This window comes from Curtobacterium sp. MCSS17_007, assembly GCF_003234175.2.
Lineage (GTDB): Bacteria > Actinomycetota > Actinomycetes > Actinomycetales > Microbacteriaceae > Curtobacterium.
On record NZ_CP126257.1, the window covers coordinates 797298 to 816063 of the forward strand.

The following is an 18766-nucleotide window of genomic DNA, read 5'->3' on the forward strand; positions in this document are numbered from 1 at the left end:
CTCCGACTACGCCTGGCGGATGTTCAGCTACTCGCTGATGCTCGCGAATGAGCAGCAGAGTGACGGCTTCATCGCGCGGACGCAGCTCCGGTTCTTGCACCCCGGAGGGCCCGATCCTGGCGCGGTCGGCGAGCTTCTCGCTTCGGGCCTCTGGTGTGACGAGGTCGACGGCTACAGGGTTCAGCGGTGGGCGGAAACACAGTCCACGGCCGCGGCCCTCGCGCAGCAACGCGGACGCAGCGCAAAGAACAGCCGCGAGTACCGTGCCCGCAGGTCGGCTGCGTCACCGCAGGCTGTGACCGCAGACGTGACCGATGACGCACTAGGAAAGGACAGGCAAGGAAAGGACAGGCAAGGAAAGGACAGGCAAGGTGAGGACAGGAACTACCGGGTTAACGAGGTAGCGACGGAAGGCTCCTCTTCGGCTCTCCGTTGGGAGACCGTCGGGGTTCCTGTCCCGTGCTTGGTCTGTAGCGACGGGATCGACCCTGAAACACCCAACCGGCTGTGCGCTCGACAGGACGACGCGCACGGGCGCATGCGACTCCGAGCCGCGTAAGAGGAGCCCGGGCATCCACTGCCCGGGCTCCTCTCCCTGTTCGAGCCACGCCTTAGCTTCTCCACGCATCCGACGATGGGGGCGTCCGGATGGTGCTCGTGTGTATGAGTCATCCGGATGTGGGCGCGTTGGGGCTTCCACCAGCTCCCCGAAGGGCCCGCGACGTCGCGCTCGTGCTGATGCTGATCGTCGTGTGTGTGCCAGTGGTCGCGCATCGATGGCTCGGGCGCGCACCGCTCGGTCAAGACGCATCCCTACCTCTACCGCCTTCAGTAGCCCGGTGAGAACGAACGGCCAGATAAGCCGCTGACCGAAGGTGAAGGCCAGCAGTAGGGCGCCAAGAATGGCCTGACAGAGCAGCAGGCACCCGCCTCGAACGATGAACAGAGCGACGCTCGCCCCGTTGTCGAAGAGCTGCGCGACGAGGAGCACTTGGCGAAGGAGGCTCCCCTGAATGGCGCCGCCGAAACCAGTGTGGCCTGAACCCTCGGTCCATCAGGGCGAACCTCGCATTGCGTCCGAGATCGTAGGAGTTGTTGATGATGCCGAGGTGCCGCTCAGGGGAGGCGATCGTCGCGAGTCAATGCTCCGCTGGTGGCGGCGAGAACGCGGTCGGGGACTTGTCGACGAAGCTCCTGACGCGGTCGAGCGACAGCTCCTCGAAGTCGCGTACCGCCAGAGCGGTGCAAGTTCGTGATAGGTCGGACATCGAGGGGGGGGCACCACCCCTCCCCCCGCCGGTCGGTCGGACGATCGGTACGTGCTGCATCCCGCGGTGCGCGCGGGTCTGGGGGAGCAGGCGTATCCCCTCTTTGGGTGCCATTGAAGGGAAAGACCCTCGCGCGATCGCGCGATTCCATAGGCTGTCGAACATGAGAAGTCCTGAAGATCGACTTGCCGAGGCGCTGAACCTGCTCGAAGTGGAGGTGGTGCGTCCGTTGACGGTTGGAGGTCAGAAGGCAGTGTTCCTGGTCCGAAAGGAAGGGCGGGAGTGCGTTCTCAAATTGGTGCACCTGATCTCCACCGAGCCATTGGCCCTCGAACGCGCACGGCGCGAGGTCGATCTCCTGGCCGCTACTGCTCACCCAAACGTTGTGCGAGTCGAGTCACCTCTCCGCACGATCGGAGACCCCGTAGATGGCGCAGCTTGGCTGGAACAGTTCCTGTCCGGGACTGACGTTGGCCCCCTTTTTGGACAGCCGTGGGAAGAAGCGGAAATCGTCCGACTCGGTCTCGACGTCGCAAATGGCTTGCAGGCTCTACATGAGCAAGGGGTAGTTCATCGGGATCTCAGTGCGGGGAATGTGCGGCGCTTAGATTCTGGTGAATACGTCGTTCTCGACCCAGGATTTGCTAAGCATGCGCTCAAGAGCGGGATCACAGTCGGAGGTCAGCCCGGAACTCCCGGTTTCATGACTCCTGAGCACCTACACGCGTACACCTCACCAACACCCGCCTCAGACGTGTTTGCCATAGGCGCACTTATGTACGCAGCGGCGACCGGGGATGTTCCTGTTCCTTGGCGCGGCGACGATGCCGATTACGTGTCACGACTAGTGAGGGTCCAGCATCGGCCTCTTTCGGATGCTAGGCCCGATCTTTCTGCCGAACTAGGCACGATCATCGAGAGGGCGCTTCATCCTCACCCCGTGCGCCGCTATCGGAACGGCGCTGCACTCTCAGTCGCGCTGGAGGAGCTGGCATGATTCTTATCCAGGACTCTGTCAGGAACAACCTTCCTAAGTGGACGGAGAACGCAGTCAAGGGGGGCTATGCACGCGGAGCTGTGTTGTCTCCGTTCAGCTCGCCTATTGCGAATACGGGCTATAAGATCAGCTTCGATGCCGTAGTGAGCCGGATCAAGAAGGCGGGCGGGGAGGTTTGGTTTGACCCGACTACACACGCCTTGCAGATGCCTGGAGTGGGGGACTTCCGGTATTACGGTCTATGGGACCTTTGGGATGGCGCACGTGGCGATCTTTCCACTTTGGACCTATGTCGCAGCCACATCCGCAAGGTCTTCGCAATCCAACGTCAATACAAACTACCGTTGCTCGCCCCGACCATTCTTATGCACGGCGTCCAGGGTCCGACCGTGGATCAGGTGATCGACCTTGCGAGGGTAGCCCGAGAGGAAGCCGCGGGTGCTCCGTTCTGGCTCCCCATGGTGGGCGACTCCCACTTCTGGAGTGGGGGGAGCGAGCTTGATGCTCTCATCGGCGCTCTTGACCAATTCGCACCTGCGGGATGGATTTTGTCGGTAGCGCGGCCGCAGAGCGTGGTACCGCCATTGGTGGAGGCCTCAGAGGTCAGCGGGCTTTTGCGAACGACCTATGCTTTGTCGATGAATGCTGAAGTCGTTATCGGTCACGGCGACCTCGCGGGCATTCCGGCGCTCGCCGTTAATGCTCGGTCCATCGGTAGCGGATGGGATGTGAGACAGCGAGTGCTGGCCTACCCTGATTACGCTGAGCGGGCCGATCCTGATTCCGGCGGCGGATCTTGGTATCAGCGCCCCACTCTCAAGCTTCTTTACGGGAACCTGCAGGGTGGAGATTATGCGACGCTCAGAGCTCAAGATGTGTCCCGTGCTAATCGGCTCACCATCGGTTCGGTTGCGAAGGGGCCCGAAAACGCCTTCTCGCACCATGCTCGCGTGCTGCGAGACATTCAGAATGACCTGGCGCCGCTGACAACTCCTGAGCGTGTCGCCACTTTGATCCAGAACTACGAGAACGCCCTGAGTGAGTGGGATCACGTTGTCAGGATCACAGGAGCCGCTGTCGGCGGCAAAGAGTGGGTGTCGGAACTGTTGGCCGGGCTCAAGCAGTTCCAAGCGCAGGAGGGGTGGTAAGGGCGGCGTGGAGATACTCGAAGGCCTGGATGCGCTGAAGAGTTGTTTGTCGACGCACTATTGGCTTTCGGACCCATTTGCCGTCGATCACTAGACCGCCTCCGTCGGCAATGACTTCCTCCGTTGCCTGCTTTGCGGCCCTTGGGCCGAGAGGGCCGAGTACGAGTACGTAGTTCATTGCCCAGGTTCGATACCTGCGTGCCTGTTTCAGTGCTCGCGGGAAGTCGCGAACTTTGGCCTCGACGGCATAAAGAGAGCCGCCCGGCGTGAAGCCCGGGTCGCGAACCCACGCCCCAGTGGAGGTCTCGGCTACGGCGCCCGAACGGCGAAGGCTGGAAAGGCGGGATTTCAACAAGTCCTGCCGCATTTGAATCTGCGCCTGCAGGTACTCGACGGTGCGGGGAGCTTGTGGGTGGAGCACAGCGATGATCTGAGCATCGAGTTCACTGAGGATCGGCGGCACTCGCAAGCGGGCACGTGCGTCTAAATTCCGCTGGCCGCCAACGAGGGCGACAAAGTCGGGTATGCCCAGGGGGCCGGTCATCTCCGGCACTACGGTCAGGCCGGACGCCGCACCCGGCAGCGTCGCGATAGCGGCGACCGCGGCCGGGTACAGCTCACGCTCTCCAACGGCTTCGAACCGTCGGCCAGCCCGCCCGCTCGATGTCGGGAGGAGCGAGAAGTCGGTCACGACGACCAGCCTGCCAGACAACAGATAAGCGCCCCGACGGACGGGCTCGCTCCGGTACGGTCCGGCTCTGGTCACCCGGATCTCTCGGCACCCGCGGGTTCGTTCCGTGCTCTGCTGCTCCCACTCCCTTCCAGGATCAAGCCTGCAGGTGTTCATCAACACGAGCAATTCGTTGCGAAGCATTTCGGCCAAGCTGCGATGCCCGATTTCGACTACCAGAGGGCACGACGCGGTCCGTCGGTCTCTGACGGAGCAACGCCAGATGCCACCGCCGAGGTGGGCAGGACCGGTTTGCCGCAAAAGCGCTGCCTCTAGGGGAGCGGGGCTCGAAGACCCAGCTGGGCACCCGACCTTGAATGGTGCCTCGAAGCCCGAACAGAGGTCGCAGACCGGGCGCGCTTGGAACGACGTTCACCACGCAGGGGGGCTATCCACCCCTCCCCACGACCGCTCGACAGCGATCGGACCGTGCTGCATCCCGCGGTGCGCGCGGGTCTGGGAGACCTTGAGGCGACGGTTGCCCGGTGGCCGGGTTGGGCTGTGGCACCAGAAGGGGAGAGCACGCGATGACCCCCGGAATCCGTAACGATGAGATATCGTCGTTCCGAGCGCGGACTGCGAGTTCGTGGCGCTCGATCCGGCACTCACATGCAAACAGGGGAATAATGCGCTGGGGTATTCGCGACTTCAAGGGTCTCGGTCACGCCGAACTCAATCTGTCTCCAGGAGTTCTGACGATCCTCACTGGCGTGAATAGCAGTGGAAAGTCCTCTGCGATCCAGTCGCTCCTAATGACCGCGCAAAGTCGCTACCACGACGGTCCGGTCGTGCTTAACGGCCCGCTCGTGCGCCTCGGAGCAGCGTCGGACTTGATTAGAAGTCAATCCCCAGACCAGTCGGTTCGCGTCGAATTGACTGGATCGAAGGGAGGCGGACTCCCAGAGGGTTTGCGAATTGTTTTGGATCTCGTCGCCAGCAAAGATGACGCCGTTCTTACCGTATCTCAGATTGAGATAGCGCGTCTTGGCTTCGGCGTGTCCGAGGCACACATGAGACTGAACAGGAATTACTCGCGCTCGAACGACATGGATGTCGTAGCTGAAGCACTCGCGGATTGGGGTACGACTGACCTGCTCCATCTCAAATCAGCGCTCCCGTCCGAGCCGCGACTGTTGCGGACATACCTGGGAATGAGCGGGCTGACGCCGGTTGGTCTGGTTCAGGTAGTCGATCCCGCCGAGATCGTTAAGCAATATACCAAAGCAATCAAGACTGTGCTCGACGAATCGGTCATGAACCCCACCGGTGCCCGCGCCGATCGATCTTTTCCGTCTGACTTCAGCATCGGGGCAATTATCCAGGAATTTGTGCGCCTGATTGAGCTCGGCATGGAGGAAGCGCCGTCCGTGCTTGCCGAAGCACTCACGAGTCTTCTTGTGGCAAGGAACGGAAACCCGTACAGATTTGAGCAAGCGTGGCGCGCTCTTGGTGACGAGGACAAGGCTTCTGCAATCGCGCTAGCTGCAGAAATCCGTTCCAGAAGAACGTACGTGCATGTTCCTATCGGGCCACGTTCCACGATGTTCCGACGGATGGACGGGGCGGGCGTTCTTGAGTCGAAGATGAAGAACACTCTCGAGGACACGCTGCAAGCGCTGCGCTTGCTAGTAGAGGCAATGGAATCGATCGCGAACCGCGTGCAATACCTTGGCCCGCTACGTGACGAGCCGAGGGTTGTTTGGAATCAGTGGAATGAGCTTGCTAGGGGTCTTCCGGTTGGCACTCGAGGTGAATTCAGCGCAGTCCTTCTCTCTCGGGCTGGAGATGATGTTCGACGATATCGCTTGCCCAACGGCGAATCGACGGTGGGTACTCTCGCGCAGGGGGTAGATACCTGGCTCGCATACCTGGACATCGGCGAAAATGTGAGTGTCGAGAATCAAGGCAAACTGGGGATCGGCATGAAGGTACGCCTAGCAGGTGAAGAGCGGGATCTCACCGATGTTGGTGTGGGCGTGAGCCAGGCGTTACCCCTTGTGGTGGCGGTACTCGCCTCTCCCGAGCGGTCTATCTTCATTGTCGAACAGCCGGAATTGCATCTCCACCCGGCCGTGCAATCGAGGCTAGCGGACTTCCTGCTGACGGCTCGTCCCGATCTCAACATCATTGTTGAGACACATAGTGAGGCTCTTGTTACCCGCCTACGCCGACGAGTGGCAGAAGGGCTCATTGATACCTCGCGAGTCACGGTGGCATTCGTGGAGCCCGCGGAGGGCGGCGCATATAGTCGAGACCTAATCATCAGCGAGTACGGCGACCTGTCGGAGTGGCCGACAGGATTTCTTTCTGACATTGAGGAGGACGCGACCGCCATCGTGCAAGCGAACTTGAGGCGTATCCGTTCGGGGGCTGCCGAGTGAGCCTGGCATACCTTTACGACCCCGAAATTCTCCTCCCTTCGCCAGAGGCTTCGGAATCGCTGGAATTTTGGGGTCGTTTCCTAAATTGGGTGGAGGATGGCAGATTCAAACTGGGGAGCGCCACGTACGAGGAATTCGCAAAGATGGCGGCAAATCCGCCGGAGGTTGAAGGCTTTCCTCAACATGACTTTTGGCGGGCATACGGCCGCTACGTTCCACGCGTGTTGCCCGCTCGCTCTGCTGCGCCTGACCATGTCCTCGATTACACACCGTTCTTGGGTGCAGCCCAGAACGTGGACGTTCTCGCGCTCGACGTGGGGAACCTTCAACCAGGAGGGGTTGTCTTTCTCGGCAGTGATGCGTCGTGCTGGCCGGTGGACTGCACGCAGCCGGTTTCGACGCTTGGAGTGATCCTCCACGTTGCCTATGAGAATGGAGCGTCCGACTTAGCCGCTGTCCGGAGTTCGTACCGGGTTGCCGGTCTGGACACTTACGACGACCTACGAGGCGCTGCAAAGGACCTCTTTCCCGCCATCGTGTTCTCCAACGAGGCGTGGAGTTCGATCAAGTCACTCGACGGAGCCGAGCGAGATAATGTCGGTCTGCTCGTCGAACATCTTGAGGTCCTGCATGACGAGGCCGTCCGCGTCTGGAAAGAGGCCAGCGCGAACGTTACGCGAATCGCCCTGCTTGGCTCTTTCGGGGTTAACGCATCTCCAGAAAATGCCAAAACCCATAAGAACGGCAAGGCGATGTCGGCCCGGAAGTTTACATTCGGGAAGACTGTTCGCCAGTGTGAATGGCATACGAAGCTCCACCCCCACACTGGGCGGATCTACTTCGCCGTTGAGGCCGGAACCGTGTATGTCGGCTCAATCACCCGGCACCTGTAGTCGTCCGGTGATCGCGCGTAGCTGCTGAGAAAATGGCGTAGCGAACCAGGCACCCGTCCTTGCGCGAGCTGGGTCCGCAGGCCCAAGCGGACGCCACACCGGCGCGGGCCCGGCCAACATGGCATCGCTCGGGCCTAGGTCCTCCATCCCTGCTGTCTGCCGTAGCGGATCAGGGCATCGGAGTCCGTCGCTAGTCCGTCGTAGGGACGACTACGCATCGATCAGTGCGGATCTCCACAACGTCTGCTTGCCTGTAATTCTGCGGGTCTGGCGTCACATACACGCAGCTTCACTTCGACAGGACGTTCCGATTCAACAACTAGCAGTCCCGGAGCGGCGCCCGACCTCCGTCGGACGCCGTTCCCGGCGCGTCTGTCGGATGTCTTCCGGTCAGACCGTCTCGAGGTCCCACACCGGCGGTACGTACTCGCGCGACCAGCCCTCGCGCAGCCGGGTGACCGCGCGGTCGAAGGACTCGAGCAGGTCCATCTCCGGCCGCACCATCGACTGCAGCTGCAGCCCCTCGTAGGTGGCGAGCAGCTGCTCCGCGCCGCGCGCCGGCTCCATCGTGTGCGGCTCACGACCGACCTCGATGTCGCGCTGCAGCGCGGCGAGCACGAACCCGTGGAACTTCCGCCACCGCGAGTGCAGCATCGGCGCGAGTGGGTGGTGCGGCGTCGCGGCGATGTTGAGCGTCGACGTCAGGAAGCGCATGAGTGCCGGGTCGGCCACGTTCGCGGAGACGATGGCACGGAGGAAGACGATCGTCCCGCTGCGCTCGGCGATGGGGAGCAGGGGCGTGGTGCGCTGGTCGTTCCACTGGTCGATCGTCGCGAGCAGGAGGCCGTCCCACGTCGGGAAGAGGTCGGTGACGACCTCGACGGGGCGGCCGGACTCCGTGGCGACGTGCTCGTACGACACCTCGTGCAGGGCGTTCGCCCGGAGCACCCGGATCATGGCGTCGACGACCTCGACCCGGAGCAGCGCAGACGTGTCGACGACCTGGAACGATGGCATGTCTCCAGTCCAGCGGGTGTGGCGGTCGTCGGCCACCCCCAGAACTGGGAACGCTCGTTCTGCGGGACCGCGACGTCCCCCGTCGGAGGCCCAACCTGAGTGGGCGCCCATCCGGCCGCGTTGGCTGGGTGGATGAAGTACGTGGTCTACGGAGAGAACCGGGTGATGACCGGCGACGCGATCGCCGAGGCGGTGCTCGCCTACGCCGCTGCGCTCGGCGAGAACGGGACGACGGACATCGTCGAGATCCCGACCGCGGACGCCGAGGGCTACGGCACGACGGCGGAGGTGCTGCTCGGCCCCGCATCGCAGATCATGGTCGAGGTGGCGCCCGACGACGAGCTGGAGCCCGAGGACGAGGACCTCGTCAACGAGCTGGCCCGGCGCACCGAGGCGGTGGGCGGCGGCCGGTTCGCGGACGCGGCCTCGTCGCACTCCGACGAACCCGAGGCGAAGCGACTGCGGACGGAACCGCCCCAGGTCTGACGACCGGTTCCCCGGAGCACGGCCCGCTCGGTCCGGCACCACCCGACCCGACCCCTGGCCGCGGAACGCACACTCCGAGTGTCCTTCGGGAGCGGGGAAGCTACCGTCGGGGGAGACATGAGGAGGGGACGTGAAGTACATCCACTACGACGCAAGTCTGATCCTCACAGGTGATCTGATCGCCGATGCGGTCGCCGACTACGCGGCGGTCCTCGGGGCGAACGCGCGGACCGACACGATCTCGGTCCCGAGTGTGGGCGACGACGGATCGGTGGCGACGTCGATCCTGCTGGTCGGGCCCGCGAGCGAGCTCTGCGTGACCGTCGCGCCGGACGACGAGCTCGAACCCGAGGACCCGGCGTTCATCCGACGGCTCCGGGACGCGGCGCTCCGCGCAGGACCGTCCCTCCCCGTGAACGCGGACGGCGGGGAGCGCTTCCGTGGCGCCGAGGAACCGTCGGCCACGGAGCGGGACTGATCGAGTCGACGGAGCCGACCGTCACCGCGAGGACGACGAACGCCGCCGGCGAGGAGCCGGCGGCGTCCGTCGTGTGAGCCCGGGCGCGGGACTAGGCGGCGAGGGCCAGTTCGCCCTTGCGGACGGAGCCAGCGAGCAGGATGGTCCGGCTCGCCTCGCCCCGCCAGGAGCGGCCCGGGACGGTCCATCCCGCCTCGCCGTCGACGTCCACGCGGGCGTCACGGGTGACGAACAGACGGAGGTCGTCGGCAGGTATGCGGACGAGGTACTCGCGCTGCGAGCGGTCGTCGCGCACCGGGAACTCGGCGATGCGGTCGGGGGAGACGACGGGCGCCGCGAGTGCGGTCCCGGTGATGGTGATGCGGTCGTTGCTGGTCATGTGGTGCGGTACTTCCTGGTCGTTCGGCGCCCGGTCGAGTCGTGGTCGGCGGACTTCGTGGTCCGGCGCGACGCATCGACTGCGGGCGCGCACGTCGTGTCTCGACGTGCAGCTCGTCCGATCGGATCGAGCGGTGGTCTCGGTGGAATGCGACCCGGCGGGTCGGTACGAGACGGGCTGGTGTGCGCGAGTCAGATGGGTTCGCTGCAGTGCACCAAATGAACACTGTACGCCACCTTCGGCGAGACGTCCAGGAACACGGACGGGAGGCACGGTGCGACCGCGCACCCCTCCCTCGCAGGCTCGGTCGGCGCGCCCCGCGAGACGCTTCGCGTCGCGGCTGAGCGGGGCGCGCCCGTCCGGTGGTCCGTCAGTTGAGGGAGGGGGTGTCCTCCGGCACGACGCCGTCGCCGTACAGGTCGGTCGCCAGGTCACGCAGGGCGCGCAGCGCGACGCGCTGCGTGAGCGGTCCGTAGGAGATGCGGGCGACGCCGAGCTCCTGGTACTCGGCGGCGGGCAGGGCGCCCGGCAGCCCGATCACCGACAGCTTGCCCCGGCCGAGCCCGTCGACGAGCCGCTCGACGACGTCGCGCTGGATCGCGCCGGGCACGAAGACGAGGGCCGCGCCGTTGTCGAGGAAGGCCTTGCCGCGGACGATGGCGTCCTCGATGCTCTCGTCGATCGGCCGGTCCCCGCCACGGGCGATCGCGTCGGTCCGGGCGTTGAGCTGGAAGGCGACGCCCTCGGCCTCGGCCGCGGCGGTGATCGCGGCCACCCGGGCGACTGCTTCGTCGAACGGACGGAGCCGGTCCTCGACGTTCGCGCCGACGATCCCGGCGGCGATCGCGCGTCGGATCGTCTCCGCCGGGTCCTCGTACCCGTCGTCGAGGTCCGCCGTGACGGGCAGGTCCGTTGCGGCGGCGACGGTCGCGGCGCCCGCGAGGGCCACGTCGAGCGGCATGCCGCCGTCCTCGTAGCCGTGGCTCGCGGCGATGGAGTGCCCGGCCGTCGCGATGGCCTTCGTCTCCGGCAGGTCACTGACGACCTTCGCGCTGATCGCGTCCCACACGTTGACGACGCGCAGGATCTCGGGGGCTTCGTGCAGCTGCTTGAGGGTGGTCGCCTTGTCGGCGGTGCTCGTGCTCATGGAGCGAACGTATCCGCGGAGCCCGCACGATGGAGCAGACGACGTCGGGTCGCGGTCATCGACCCGACGTCGTGTGCGCCCCGGACCCGCGCGGAACGCGACCGGACGGCGACGCAGGATGACGGCCGGACTCGCACCGGGCCTCCCGGTCGATGCATGCTGGGACGCATGGCTGACGACGAACAGGACCCGGTCGGCACGCTCCGCGGGGTCCGCACGAGCATCAAGTGGACGCGCTACGCGCCCGACGTGCTGCCCCTGTTCGTCGCCGAGATGGACCACGACGTCGCCCCGGCGATCCGGCAGGCGCTGGTCGAGCGGGTGCAGCAGTCGGACCTCGGGTACCTGGACGGCCCCGGGCCGCTCGCCCCGGCCTTCGCGCAGTTCGCGCGCGACCGTTGGGGCTGGGCCGTCGACCCGGGTCGCGTGCACCTCGCGACCGACGTCAGCGTGGGGATCGTCGAGTCGCTGCGGCTCGCGCTGCCCGAGGGCGGGCGTGTGGCGATCACCCCGCCCGTGTACCCGCCGTTCTTCGAGCTCGTGGAAGAGGCGCGATGTCGGGTCGAGGAGGTCCCGCTCACCGAGCAGTGGGGCGTCTACCGGCTCGACCTCGACGGGCTCGAGCGCGCCTTCGCCGACGGCGTCCGCGTCTTCCTGCTCTGCAACCCGCACAATCCGATGGGACTCGTGCACGACCGCGCCGACCTCGAGGCGCTCGCCGAACTCGCCGCTCGGTACGACGTGCTCGTCATCAGCGACGAGATCCACGCACCGCTGACCCATCCGGGCGTCCGCTTCACCCCGTTCGCGATGGTCGCCGAACCCGCCGGCGCCCGTAGTGTCTGCGTCACGAGCGCGAGCAAGGGCTGGAACCTCGCAGGGGTCAAGTGCTCCGTGATGGTGGCGGGGGACGACCGGACCGCGGCGCTCCTCGACACCCTGTGGGAGGAGGTCGCCTGCCGCACGAGCATCCTCGGCCTGCACGCGAACCTGGCGGCCTTCAGCCTGGCGACGGACTGGCTCGACGACGTCGTCGCCCGGATTGTCGCGAACGAGCGGTTGCTCGGTTCGTTGCTCGCCGAGCACCTGCCGGGTGTCGTCTACACGCGGCCGCGGGCCGGGTACCTGGCGTGGCTCGACTTCCGGGGGATCGGCCTGGGGGACGACCCGGCGGTGCCGCTCCGCGAGCACGCCTACGTCGCGCTCAACTCCGGGCTGGGGTTCGGCGCGCAGGGTCGTGGGTTCGCGCGGCTGAACCTGGCGTGCTCGCCGGAGACCCTGCGCGAGGCGGTCCACCGCATCGCGGCGGCGTACCCGTCGAGCGCGCAGGAGGGGCTGGTCTGGCACGTTGCGTGAGCGACACGCGCCGCGCGTCCGGCCGGGAGGCGCGGGTCCCCTGAGCAGGTCCATGGCGTCCGACAGGTCGTCGTTGTTCCTGCACACATCACGCGGGCCAGCAGTTCTCCACGAACTCGCCGACCAGCATGTGCGTCGGCAACGGGCCGAGCCAGGCTCGGCCCGTGCAGTCAGCAACCCCGTTTCCGTCCAACGTCACTGGACAAGCTTGCCTACGTCTCGCTGGGCACGTACCGTGAAGCGTGCGGAGCTGCTCCGACGACTCGATCGACTCGCCGCCGGAGCCGGTGTCGACTTCCGTCTCCACCGGCACGGTGGCCGGCACGACGTCTACCGGTTCGGTCCGGCGACGGTCGTCGTGCCGCGGCACCGGGAGATCGAGGAGCAGACGGCCCGCGCCATCCTGCGGAACTGTGAGCGGAAGGACCGGTGGACGCCATGAGCACGCACCAGGTACGAGCAGAACGCGGCGACCGCTACTGGGTCGTTTCGATCGACGGGCAACCGATGACCCAGGCGAAGCGGCAGAACGACATCGAGCCGATGGCCCGCGACTGGCTGGCGGCGGTGCACGACCGCGATCCGCAGTCCTTCGACCTCGCGGTCGAGGTCGTCATGCCCTCGGCCGCTCGAGAACACCTCGACCGGGCGAAGACGCTCCGTGAGACTGCGGACCGTGCGCGGTCGGAGGCAGCGCGGGAGACGGCGGCGGCGGCGCTCGCACTCCACGAAGCGGGGCTCACGGTCCGGGAGATCGGTCCGCTGCTGGAGGTCTCCCACCAGCGGGCGCAGCAGCTGGTCGCGGCAGCCCGGTAGCGCCGCGGACGTCGGTGGGACGGCTCAGTCGTCGATGTACTGGTTGCGGCCGACGACGCGGATGCGCAGGTCGTCGTCGCGGTCCATGGCGAGGAACTCCCGCGCGACCGGGCCGACGGACGACCAGCGCAGGACCTCGGTGATCGGGGTCCCCTCGATGAACACCTGCCACACGCCGCGCTCACGGACGGCCTGCACCTCGTACGTCGCCATGCCGCGAGCGTACCGGGTCACCGCAGGCGCTTCTCGTACCACCGCAGGACCGGGACCGACCCGTCCGGCTTCGCCCAGTCCGCAGGAGAACGGTGGGTCATCCGCCACCCACGACGCTCGTAGAGCCGCCAAGCGCCCGGGCTCTCCTCGGTCACGTCGAGCCGGAGGAGCGGTGACTCCACGGAGCCCTCGGCAGTCGCCAGCAGGGCGTCGGCGGTGCCGTGCCCGCGGTGGTCCGGGTGGACCAGGAGGCGGGTGACCAGCGGCGCCGCGTCCGAGTCGGGAACGGCGAGTCCGACGTGACCGACCAGGCTGCCCGACGACCACGCGGTCCAGGCTGCGAGGTGCCCTGGTGGTGTCAGCCACACCGTCGGGTCGTCGGGCCAGTGCGCCGGGTAGCCGTCCTCGTCGTGCGTGCGCCGGAGCACGCGGACCAGGTGCTGCAGGTCGTCGTCGCGACGCGGTCGGATGTGCACTGCTCGACGGTACCGGCTGGTCGGTTCCGCTCGGCGTTCAGAGGTCGAGCACCATGTGGACGTCGGCGCGGACGTACGGGCTCGGGGCGACCTCGTCGTGTCCGAGGTGCCGGAAGCCGAACGCCTCGTACAGGTGGACGGCGCTCGCCAGCCTGCTGTTGCTCTCGAGTGCGACGCGCTGCGCGCCGAGCGCCCGGGCACGGTCGAGCGCAGCGGCGATCAGCTTCCGGCCGGTGCCGTGACCCTGGTGTGCTGGTGAGACCGCCATCTTGACGAGTTCGAACACGCGCTCGCCGACCGGCATGATCCCGATGCAGCCGATGACCTCGTCGTCGAGCCGTGCGACGAACACCGCGCCTCCGCGCTCGACGATCCGGCCGGTCGGGTCCCCGAGGATCGCGCGGTCCTCGTCCTCGAGCGTGAAGTACCGCTTGATCCACGCCTCGTTGAGGGTGCGGAACGCTGCGGCGTCGGCGGCGGACTCGAGTTCAGCGATGGTCAGGGTGGGGGTCGTCTCGGGCATGGACCCATCCTCGAACGGCAATCCGATCACGTCCAATACTCGTTCGTTCCGATCGATAGGCTGTGTGCATGAATGTCGACCTGCGGCAACTCCGGGCGTTCCTCGCCGTGGCCGACGAGCTGCACTTCGGACGAGCCGCCGGGCGACTGCGCATCGCACAGCCGGCGCTGTCCCAGCAGATCCGTCGGACCGAGCGCGACCTCGGGGTGGAATTGTTCGTCCGGACCTCGCGCAGCGTCGCCCTGACCGCGGCCGGGCGGGTGCTGCAGGGACGGGCTCGCTCGCTGCTCGACCAGGCGCAGCGGGACCTCGACGAGGTCGTGCGGGTCGGGCGTGGGGAGGCCGGGCGGCTCGACGTCGGCTTCGTGGTGTCCGCGCTGCCACTCGGTCCGATCGAGCGCGTCCAGGCGTTCCGCCAGCGGTACCCGCTCGTCCGCGTCGAACTCGCCGAGGGCTACTCGTCGACGCTGCTCGCGCGCATCGTCCGCGGCGAGCTCGACCTCGCGGTGCTGCGAGACCCCGATCCCGATCCGGCGGTGCGGTTCCTGCCGTTCCGCTCGGAGCCGTTCGTCGCTGCCGTCCCACGCGGGCACCGGCTGGCGGAGCGGGCCTCCATCGCGGGGCCGGAGCTCGTCGACGACCCGTTCGTGTTCTTCCCCGCGGCAGCGGGCGCCGTCGCGACGGAGCGGAACCTCGCACCCGTGATCGCCGGGGGGCGCCGCCCGGAGGTCGTGCAGGAGGCGACGACGTGGGCCACCGTGCTGCACCTCGTCGGAGCCGGTCTCGGTGTCACGGTCGCGCCCGAGAGTGCGACGCTCGCCGCCCCCGACGACGTGGTGCTGCTGCCGCTGCGGGACGACCCGCACCGCAGCGAACTGGTCTGGGCGGTCAGGGCCGACGACGACCGCGAGATCCTCCGGAACTTCATCGCCGCCACCGAGCCCTGAGCCGCGCCGTACCGCCGAGCCGCCCCGGCTCGAACCAGGGATCCGACATCGAACCAGGACGCGCGGCCGGTTCGATGTCGAATCCGTGGTTCGAACTCGTCGAACGCGCACCGCCTCGCCGTTCAGCCGAGCGGCAGCACCGGTGCCCGCTGGTCGCCGAGCTCGTCCTCGTGCCACGGCCGGGCACCGCGCAGTGCCAGGCCGAGCTGCACGAGCACGAACGCCACGTGCGGTTCGACGTCCGGGTCCCACGGACCCTCGACCCCGATTCCGAGCGCTCCGAGCTCGTCGTCCGCCTCGTCGCGGATGCTCAGCCGCCAGCGCCCGTCGCCCTGTTCCTCGACCACGGCCCAGCGTGCGGTGTCGAACCGGCTCACGCGGTCTTCGCGACGTCCTCGGTGAAGTTCCGCACCCGCTGCAGCAGTGCCTCGCCGCGCATGGCGATCGTCGCCGGCGGGTTGAGGTGCGGCGGCGCCGTCCGGATCAGCATCGAGCAGCCGAGGTCCTCGCAGATGTACGAACCGATCGTGTTGCCGTTCCGGCCCGACTCCCCGGCACGGGCGGCGGAGAACAGGCGGACCTGCGTCGCCGGCTGCGGCGAGTGGCAGAACGAGCACATCGCCGCGATGCCGGGGCGGAGGGAGCCGCCGGCGGACCGGACGACGATGCCCACCGGGCGGTCGTCGATCCACGACACGATGTAGCCCCGGCGCGCGGCCTGCGGATCGCGCCAGCCCAGGAACTCGCGCTCGTCCCACAGCATCTCGTGCAGCCCCGGGATGGGGAGCTGCTCGAGCTCGTCCGGGGTGGCGTTCACGAACGACGAACGGATGTCTGCTTCGGTCAGTGGCTTCACGGTGCCTGCAACCCTAATCCCCGCCTCCGACAGGCGCGCGGGGTCCGGTCAGCTCAGCCGGGAGGCGCGGATCGCCCCGAGCGCGCTCGTCCCGTCCGCCACGAGCACGGCGCGGCGCAGGGCGTCACGACCGACGCGTCGGGCCGCCGCGTCGTCCGCGGCGAACTCGACGAGGACGCGCGTCGAGCGCGCCATGGCGCGCGCGCCGGGCACCCACGGGACCGCACGCTCGATCGACTCGGCGATCGCGACGGCAACCGCGTGGCGCTGGGTCAGGTGGGCGCGCTCGTGGGCGACCACGGCCTCCAGTTCGTCGGTCCGGAGCAGGTCGGCGAGCCCGGTGCTCACGAGCACCCCGCCGGAGCGGCCGGGCACGGCGCAGGCGAGCGCGTGGTCCGCCTCCACCAGGGCGACGGTGGTGCCGTCGATGCGGCGGTGCGGTGCCGATCCGGACCGCATCGCCTCGCGCACCGCCTCGTGCTCGGGACCCGGACGGACCCGCACGGCGACGACGAAGGCGACGACGGCGAGCAGCGCGACGCCGAGGTTCAGACCGTGCGTGGGGGACTCACCGATCCGGAAGGGATCGGTGACCGGCCGGTTGGCCACGACCACGAGCGTGGTGCCCACGACGAAGCCGACCACGCCGAGCAGGACCGCGACCGACCAGGAGACCAGTGCGGTACGCGGGTGGTCGATCGTCCACGCGGACCGGGTCAGGACGCGCGGCGCGACCACCACGACGACGAGGGCGAGGGCGATGAGGACGACTCCGGCGACGACCACTGCGGGGAGTCCCTCAGGAGCGGGCTCGGGCGTCGAGGGCACGGCGCAGGACGTCGAGGTCGTCCGAGGCGAGCGAGCCGGTGAACTGGAGCAGCGCGGCCTCGCGGTCCGACGCGGCGGCGAGCGCGCTCGACATGAGTGACGCCGTCTGCTGCTCGCGGCTGTGCACGGCGCGGAACGTCAGCGGAGCGTCGTCGTGCTCCTGCCGCTCGACCTGGCCCTTGCGGCCGAGGCGGTCGAGCACGGTGAGGACCGTCGTCAGCGCCGGACGCGGCTCCGGGAAGGCGTCGAGGACCTGCCGTGCGGTGCACCCCGTGTCGAGACCGGCGTCGGCCGCTGCCCGCAGGGTCTCGAGGACCGCCTGCTCGAGCTGCCCCCGGGGGCGCGATCGCTGTCCTGCCATCCCCGCATTCTACGAGACGTCGAACGCGCTGCCGCGACACATGCCGGAAACGCGGGGTCGGTATGCTCGGGCCTGCACAACTGAAGACCGGCCGCACACCCGCCGCGGGAGAGCCGAGCGCACGCGCACGGCACCGAAGGAGCAACCTCCCCGTCAATCTCTCAGGTCCCACACCGCAGCGGACAGGCCACTCTGAAAAGCAGACACGCGTCCCCGCCCGGGTCAGCGCGACGTCTCGCCCACGGTGAAAGCCGCCGGACCTCACGGGCCGCGGTGAAACTCTCAGGCCCATGACAGAGGGGGAGTTCCCACCCGACGACGGCCGTCGGGTCCTGCCGATGCCAGGAGAACTCCGTCATGCGTTCCTCCCCACTCGAGTCCGCGCACGAGGCTGCGGGCGCCACCTTCACCGACTTCGCCGGGTACCGCATGCCCGTGCGGTACTCGTCGGACCTCGCCGAGCACCACGCCGTGCGCCGTGCGGCGGGCGTCTTCGACCTGTCGCACATGGCCGAGGTCGGCGTCGTCGGCCCCGACGCCGTGCCGTTCCTCGACCACGCGCTCGCCGGGTCGTTCGGCGCGATGCCCGTCGGCCGGGCGAAGTACTCGCTCCTGCTCGCCGAGGACGGCGGCATCCTCGACGACCTCGTCGTGTACCGCACGGGCGAGGACGTCTTCCTCGTCGTGGCGAACGCGGCCAACCGCTCGGTCGCGGTCGACGCGCTCGCCGCGCGCTCGGACGGCTACGACGTCGAGGTCACCGACGACTCGGACACCACGGCGCTCGTGGCGATCCAGGGTCCGGCCGCCGCAGGCACGCTCGACGCCCTGGTCGTGGCCGACCGCCTGCAGCCGGAGACCCCGCTCGACGAGCTCCGCTACTACCGCGTCCTGCACGCGCTGTTCGACGGCGCCGAGGTCCTCGTCGCCCGCACCGGGTACACCGGCGAGGACGGCTTCGAGATCTACAGCGACACCGACGTCGCGGCGTCGATCTGGGACGCGCTGCTCGAGACCGGGGCCGACCGGGGCGTCGTCCCCGCTGGACTCGCCGCGCGCGACACCCTACGGCTCGAGGCGGGCATGCCGCTGTACGGCCACGAGCTGTCCACCGACGTGCGGCCCGACCAGGCCGGTCTCGGCCGGGTCGTCGCGACCTCCGGTTCCTTCGTCGGGGACGCCGGTGTGGAACCGGCCCCGGACGCGCGCGTGCTCGTCGGACTCGTCACCGAGGGCCGCCGTGCTCCCCGGGCCGGGTACGACGTCGTGCACGACGGCGCCGTCGTGGGCACGGTCACCTCCGGGGCGCTGTCGCCGACGCTCGGGCACCCCGTCGCGATGGCCTTCGTGGACCCGGCCCTCGCCACCGAGGGACAGGTCCTCCACATCGACGTGCGCGGCACGGCGATCCCCAGCACCGTCACCCCGTTCCCCTTCTACCGCCGCACCCCGAGAGGCTGATCTCC

The 18766-nt window shown here is 67.7% G+C and carries 22 protein-coding genes and 1 riboswitch; of the genes, 11 read left to right on the top strand and 11 right to left on the bottom strand.

The window, feature by feature from the left end; translation table 11 throughout:
* Positions 1–1431 precede the first annotated feature (1431 nt).
* Positions 1432–2265 (top strand): serine/threonine-protein kinase, encoded by an 834-nt coding sequence (locus tag DEJ22_RS03785; RefSeq protein ID WP_181430700.1) that lies wholly within the window; start codon positions 1432–1434, stop codon positions 2263–2265.
* The gene (locus DEJ22_RS03790; protein ID WP_146241700.1) at positions 2262–3413 is read left to right on the top strand and encodes a hypothetical protein; all 1152 of its coding nucleotides are present in this window, start codon (positions 2262–2264) and stop codon (positions 3411–3413) included. The genes DEJ22_RS03785 and DEJ22_RS03790 overlap by 4 nt, the downstream gene beginning before the upstream one ends.
* Here DEJ22_RS03790 and DEJ22_RS03795 read toward each other — a convergent pair.
* Positions 3382–4104 (bottom strand): hypothetical protein, encoded by a 723-nt coding sequence (locus tag DEJ22_RS03795; protein ID WP_146241699.1) that lies wholly within the window; start codon positions 4102–4104, stop codon positions 3382–3384. The genes DEJ22_RS03790 and DEJ22_RS03795 overlap by 32 nt on opposite strands.
* A gap of 665 nt (positions 4105–4769) precedes the next feature.
* Here DEJ22_RS03795 and DEJ22_RS03800 point away from each other — a divergent pair.
* Together DEJ22_RS03800 and DEJ22_RS03805 are read left to right on the top strand one after the other, a co-directional pair.
* Positions 4770–6524 carry an AAA family ATPase gene (locus DEJ22_RS03800; protein ID WP_181430699.1) on the top strand — a complete coding sequence of 585 codons (1755 nt, stop codon included), beginning with the start codon at positions 4770–4772 and terminating at the stop codon, positions 6522–6524.
* Entirely contained in the window at positions 6521–7417 is an 897-nt protein-coding gene (locus DEJ22_RS03805; protein ID WP_146241697.1) for a hypothetical protein, read from the top strand. The genes DEJ22_RS03800 and DEJ22_RS03805 overlap by 4 nt, the downstream gene beginning before the upstream one ends.
* 390 nt (positions 7418–7807) lie before the next feature.
* Here the strand turns inward: DEJ22_RS03805 and DEJ22_RS03810 are convergent, their stop codons facing one another.
* Entirely contained in the window at positions 7808–8434 is a 627-nt protein-coding gene (locus DEJ22_RS03810) for a TetR/AcrR family transcriptional regulator (protein WP_111226519.1), read from the bottom strand.
* 132 nt (positions 8435–8566) lie between these two features.
* Here DEJ22_RS03810 and DEJ22_RS03815 point away from each other — a divergent pair, with 132 nt between their 5' ends.
* Both DEJ22_RS03815 and DEJ22_RS03820 read left to right on the top strand, forming a co-directional pair.
* On the top strand, positions 8567–8920 hold the full coding sequence (locus DEJ22_RS03815; RefSeq protein WP_111226518.1) for a hypothetical protein: 354 nt from the start codon (positions 8567–8569) through the stop codon (positions 8918–8920).
* A 130-nt stretch (positions 8921–9050) separates the two neighbouring features.
* Positions 9051–9398, top strand: a complete 348-nt coding sequence (locus DEJ22_RS03820; protein WP_111226517.1) for a hypothetical protein — start codon at positions 9051–9053, stop codon at positions 9396–9398.
* A 91-nt stretch (positions 9399–9489) separates the two neighbouring features.
* On the opposite strand, the gene DEJ22_RS03825 is transcribed toward DEJ22_RS03820, so the two are convergent.
* Positions 9490–9777 carry a hypothetical protein gene (locus DEJ22_RS03825; RefSeq protein WP_111226516.1) on the bottom strand — a complete coding sequence of 96 codons (288 nt, stop codon included), beginning with the start codon at positions 9775–9777 and terminating at the stop codon, positions 9490–9492.
* A gap of 370 nt (positions 9778–10147) precedes the next feature.
* Entirely contained in the window at positions 10148–10924 is a 777-nt protein-coding gene (locus tag DEJ22_RS03830) for an isocitrate lyase/PEP mutase family protein (protein WP_111226515.1), read from the bottom strand.
* Positions 10925–11092: 168 nt separating this feature from the next.
* On the opposite strand from DEJ22_RS03830, the gene DEJ22_RS03835 reads away from it, so the two are divergent.
* The 3 genes from DEJ22_RS03835 to DEJ22_RS03845 all read left to right on the top strand — a co-directional run bounded on the left by DEJ22_RS03835 (position 11093) and on the right by DEJ22_RS03845 (position 13096).
* Positions 11093–12280: a MalY/PatB family protein gene (locus DEJ22_RS03835; protein ID WP_258379564.1), complete on the top strand. Its 1188-nt coding sequence runs from the start codon at positions 11093–11095 to the stop codon at positions 12278–12280.
* Between the two features lie 235 nt (positions 12281–12515).
* Positions 12516–12722, top strand: a complete 207-nt coding sequence (locus tag DEJ22_RS03840) for a type II toxin-antitoxin system HicA family toxin (RefSeq protein ID WP_111226513.1) — start codon at positions 12516–12518, stop codon at positions 12720–12722.
* A complete protein-coding gene (locus DEJ22_RS03845) occupies positions 12719–13096 on the top strand; it encodes a hypothetical protein (RefSeq protein WP_146241696.1) in 378 nt (125 codons plus the stop codon). The genes DEJ22_RS03840 and DEJ22_RS03845 overlap by 4 nt, the downstream gene beginning before the upstream one ends.
* A 24-nt stretch (positions 13097–13120) precedes the next feature.
* Here the strand turns inward: DEJ22_RS03845 and DEJ22_RS03850 are convergent, their stop codons facing one another.
* From DEJ22_RS03850 to DEJ22_RS03860, 3 genes are read right to left on the bottom strand one after another with little or no spacing between them, the layout of a single operon-like run.
* Positions 13121–13309 (bottom strand): hypothetical protein, encoded by a 189-nt coding sequence (locus tag DEJ22_RS03850; protein WP_146241695.1) that lies wholly within the window; start codon positions 13307–13309, stop codon positions 13121–13123.
* Between the two features lie 17 nt (positions 13310–13326).
* The gene (locus tag DEJ22_RS03855) at positions 13327–13785 is read right to left on the bottom strand and encodes a GNAT family N-acetyltransferase (protein ID WP_111226510.1); all 459 of its coding nucleotides are present in this window, start codon (positions 13783–13785) and stop codon (positions 13327–13329) included.
* A 37-nt stretch (positions 13786–13822) separates the two neighbouring features.
* Complete coding sequence (locus tag DEJ22_RS03860) at positions 13823–14308, bottom strand: GNAT family N-acetyltransferase (RefSeq protein WP_111226509.1); 486 nt, start codon at positions 14306–14308, stop codon at positions 13823–13825.
* A 68-nt stretch (positions 14309–14376) separates the two neighbouring features.
* On the opposite strand from DEJ22_RS03860, the gene DEJ22_RS03865 reads away from it, so the two are divergent.
* The gene (locus DEJ22_RS03865) at positions 14377–15255 is read left to right on the top strand and encodes a LysR substrate-binding domain-containing protein (RefSeq protein ID WP_111226508.1); all 879 of its coding nucleotides are present in this window, start codon (positions 14377–14379) and stop codon (positions 15253–15255) included.
* A gap of 122 nt (positions 15256–15377) precedes the next feature.
* Here the strand turns inward: DEJ22_RS03865 and DEJ22_RS03870 are convergent, their stop codons facing one another.
* Genes DEJ22_RS03870 through DEJ22_RS03885 form a run of 4 tightly spaced genes read right to left on the bottom strand, consistent with a single transcriptional unit; the run spans position 15378 to position 17300 of the window.
* Positions 15378–15632, bottom strand: coding sequence for a hypothetical protein (locus DEJ22_RS03870; RefSeq protein ID WP_111226507.1), 255 nt, complete (start codon positions 15630–15632; stop codon positions 15378–15380).
* Positions 15629–16111 (bottom strand): FBP domain-containing protein, encoded by a 483-nt coding sequence (locus DEJ22_RS03875; RefSeq protein ID WP_181430698.1) that lies wholly within the window; start codon positions 16109–16111, stop codon positions 15629–15631. The genes DEJ22_RS03870 and DEJ22_RS03875 overlap by 4 nt, the downstream gene beginning before the upstream one ends.
* Before the next feature lie 48 nt (positions 16112–16159).
* On the bottom strand, positions 16160–16897 hold the full coding sequence (locus tag DEJ22_RS03880) for a M56 family metallopeptidase (RefSeq protein ID WP_111226505.1): 738 nt from the start codon (positions 16895–16897) through the stop codon (positions 16160–16162).
* Between the two features lie 13 nt (positions 16898–16910).
* Positions 16911–17300: a BlaI/MecI/CopY family transcriptional regulator gene (locus DEJ22_RS03885; protein ID WP_111226504.1), complete on the bottom strand. Its 390-nt coding sequence runs from the start codon at positions 17298–17300 to the stop codon at positions 16911–16913.
* Between the two features lie 95 nt (positions 17301–17395).
* A riboswitch (glycine riboswitch) is annotated at positions 17396–17486 on the top strand.
* Positions 17487–17657: 171 nt separating this feature from the next.
* Here DEJ22_RS03885 and gcvT point away from each other — a divergent pair.
* The gene (gene gcvT / locus DEJ22_RS03890; RefSeq protein ID WP_111226503.1) at positions 17658–18761 is read left to right on the top strand and encodes a glycine cleavage system aminomethyltransferase GcvT; all 1104 of its coding nucleotides are present in this window, start codon (positions 17658–17660) and stop codon (positions 18759–18761) included.
* The last annotated feature ends 5 nt before the right edge of the window (positions 18762–18766 follow it).

Excerpts from the sequence above, each read along its gene's own strand:
- DEJ22_RS03785 (WP_181430700.1), top strand. The coding sequence starts at position 1,432 with ATGAGAAGTCCTGAAGATCGACTTGCCGAGGCGCTGAACCTGCTCGAA.
- DEJ22_RS03790 (WP_146241700.1), top strand. The coding sequence starts at position 2,262 with ATGATTCTTATCCAGGACTCTGTCAGGAACAACCTTCCTAAGTGGACG.
- DEJ22_RS03800 (WP_181430699.1), top strand. The coding sequence starts at position 4,770 with ATGCGCTGGGGTATTCGCGACTTCAAGGGTCTCGGTCACGCCGAACTC.
- DEJ22_RS03810 (WP_111226519.1), bottom strand. The coding sequence starts at position 8,434 with ATGCCATCGTTCCAGGTCGTCGACACGTCTGCGCTGCTCCGGGTCGAG.
- DEJ22_RS03815 (WP_111226518.1), top strand. The coding sequence starts at position 8,567 with ATGAAGTACGTGGTCTACGGAGAGAACCGGGTGATGACCGGCGACGCG.
- DEJ22_RS03825 (WP_111226516.1), bottom strand. The coding sequence starts at position 9,777 with ATGACCAGCAACGACCGCATCACCATCACCGGGACCGCACTCGCGGCG.
- DEJ22_RS03830 (WP_111226515.1), bottom strand. The coding sequence starts at position 10,924 with ATGAGCACGAGCACCGCCGACAAGGCGACCACCCTCAAGCAGCTGCAC.
- DEJ22_RS03835 (WP_258379564.1), top strand. The coding sequence starts at position 11,093 with ATGGCTGACGACGAACAGGACCCGGTCGGCACGCTCCGCGGGGTCCGC.
- DEJ22_RS03845 (WP_146241696.1), top strand. The coding sequence starts at position 12,719 with ATGAGCACGCACCAGGTACGAGCAGAACGCGGCGACCGCTACTGGGTC.
- DEJ22_RS03850 (WP_146241695.1), bottom strand. The coding sequence starts at position 13,309 with ATGGCGACGTACGAGGTGCAGGCCGTCCGTGAGCGCGGCGTGTGGCAG.
- DEJ22_RS03860 (WP_111226509.1), bottom strand. The coding sequence starts at position 14,308 with ATGCCCGAGACGACCCCCACCCTGACCATCGCTGAACTCGAGTCCGCC.
- DEJ22_RS03865 (WP_111226508.1), top strand. The coding sequence starts at position 14,377 with ATGAATGTCGACCTGCGGCAACTCCGGGCGTTCCTCGCCGTGGCCGAC.
- DEJ22_RS03885 (WP_111226504.1), bottom strand. The coding sequence starts at position 17,300 with ATGGCAGGACAGCGATCGCGCCCCCGGGGGCAGCTCGAGCAGGCGGTC.
- gcvT (WP_111226503.1), top strand. The coding sequence starts at position 17,658 with ATGCGTTCCTCCCCACTCGAGTCCGCGCACGAGGCTGCGGGCGCCACC.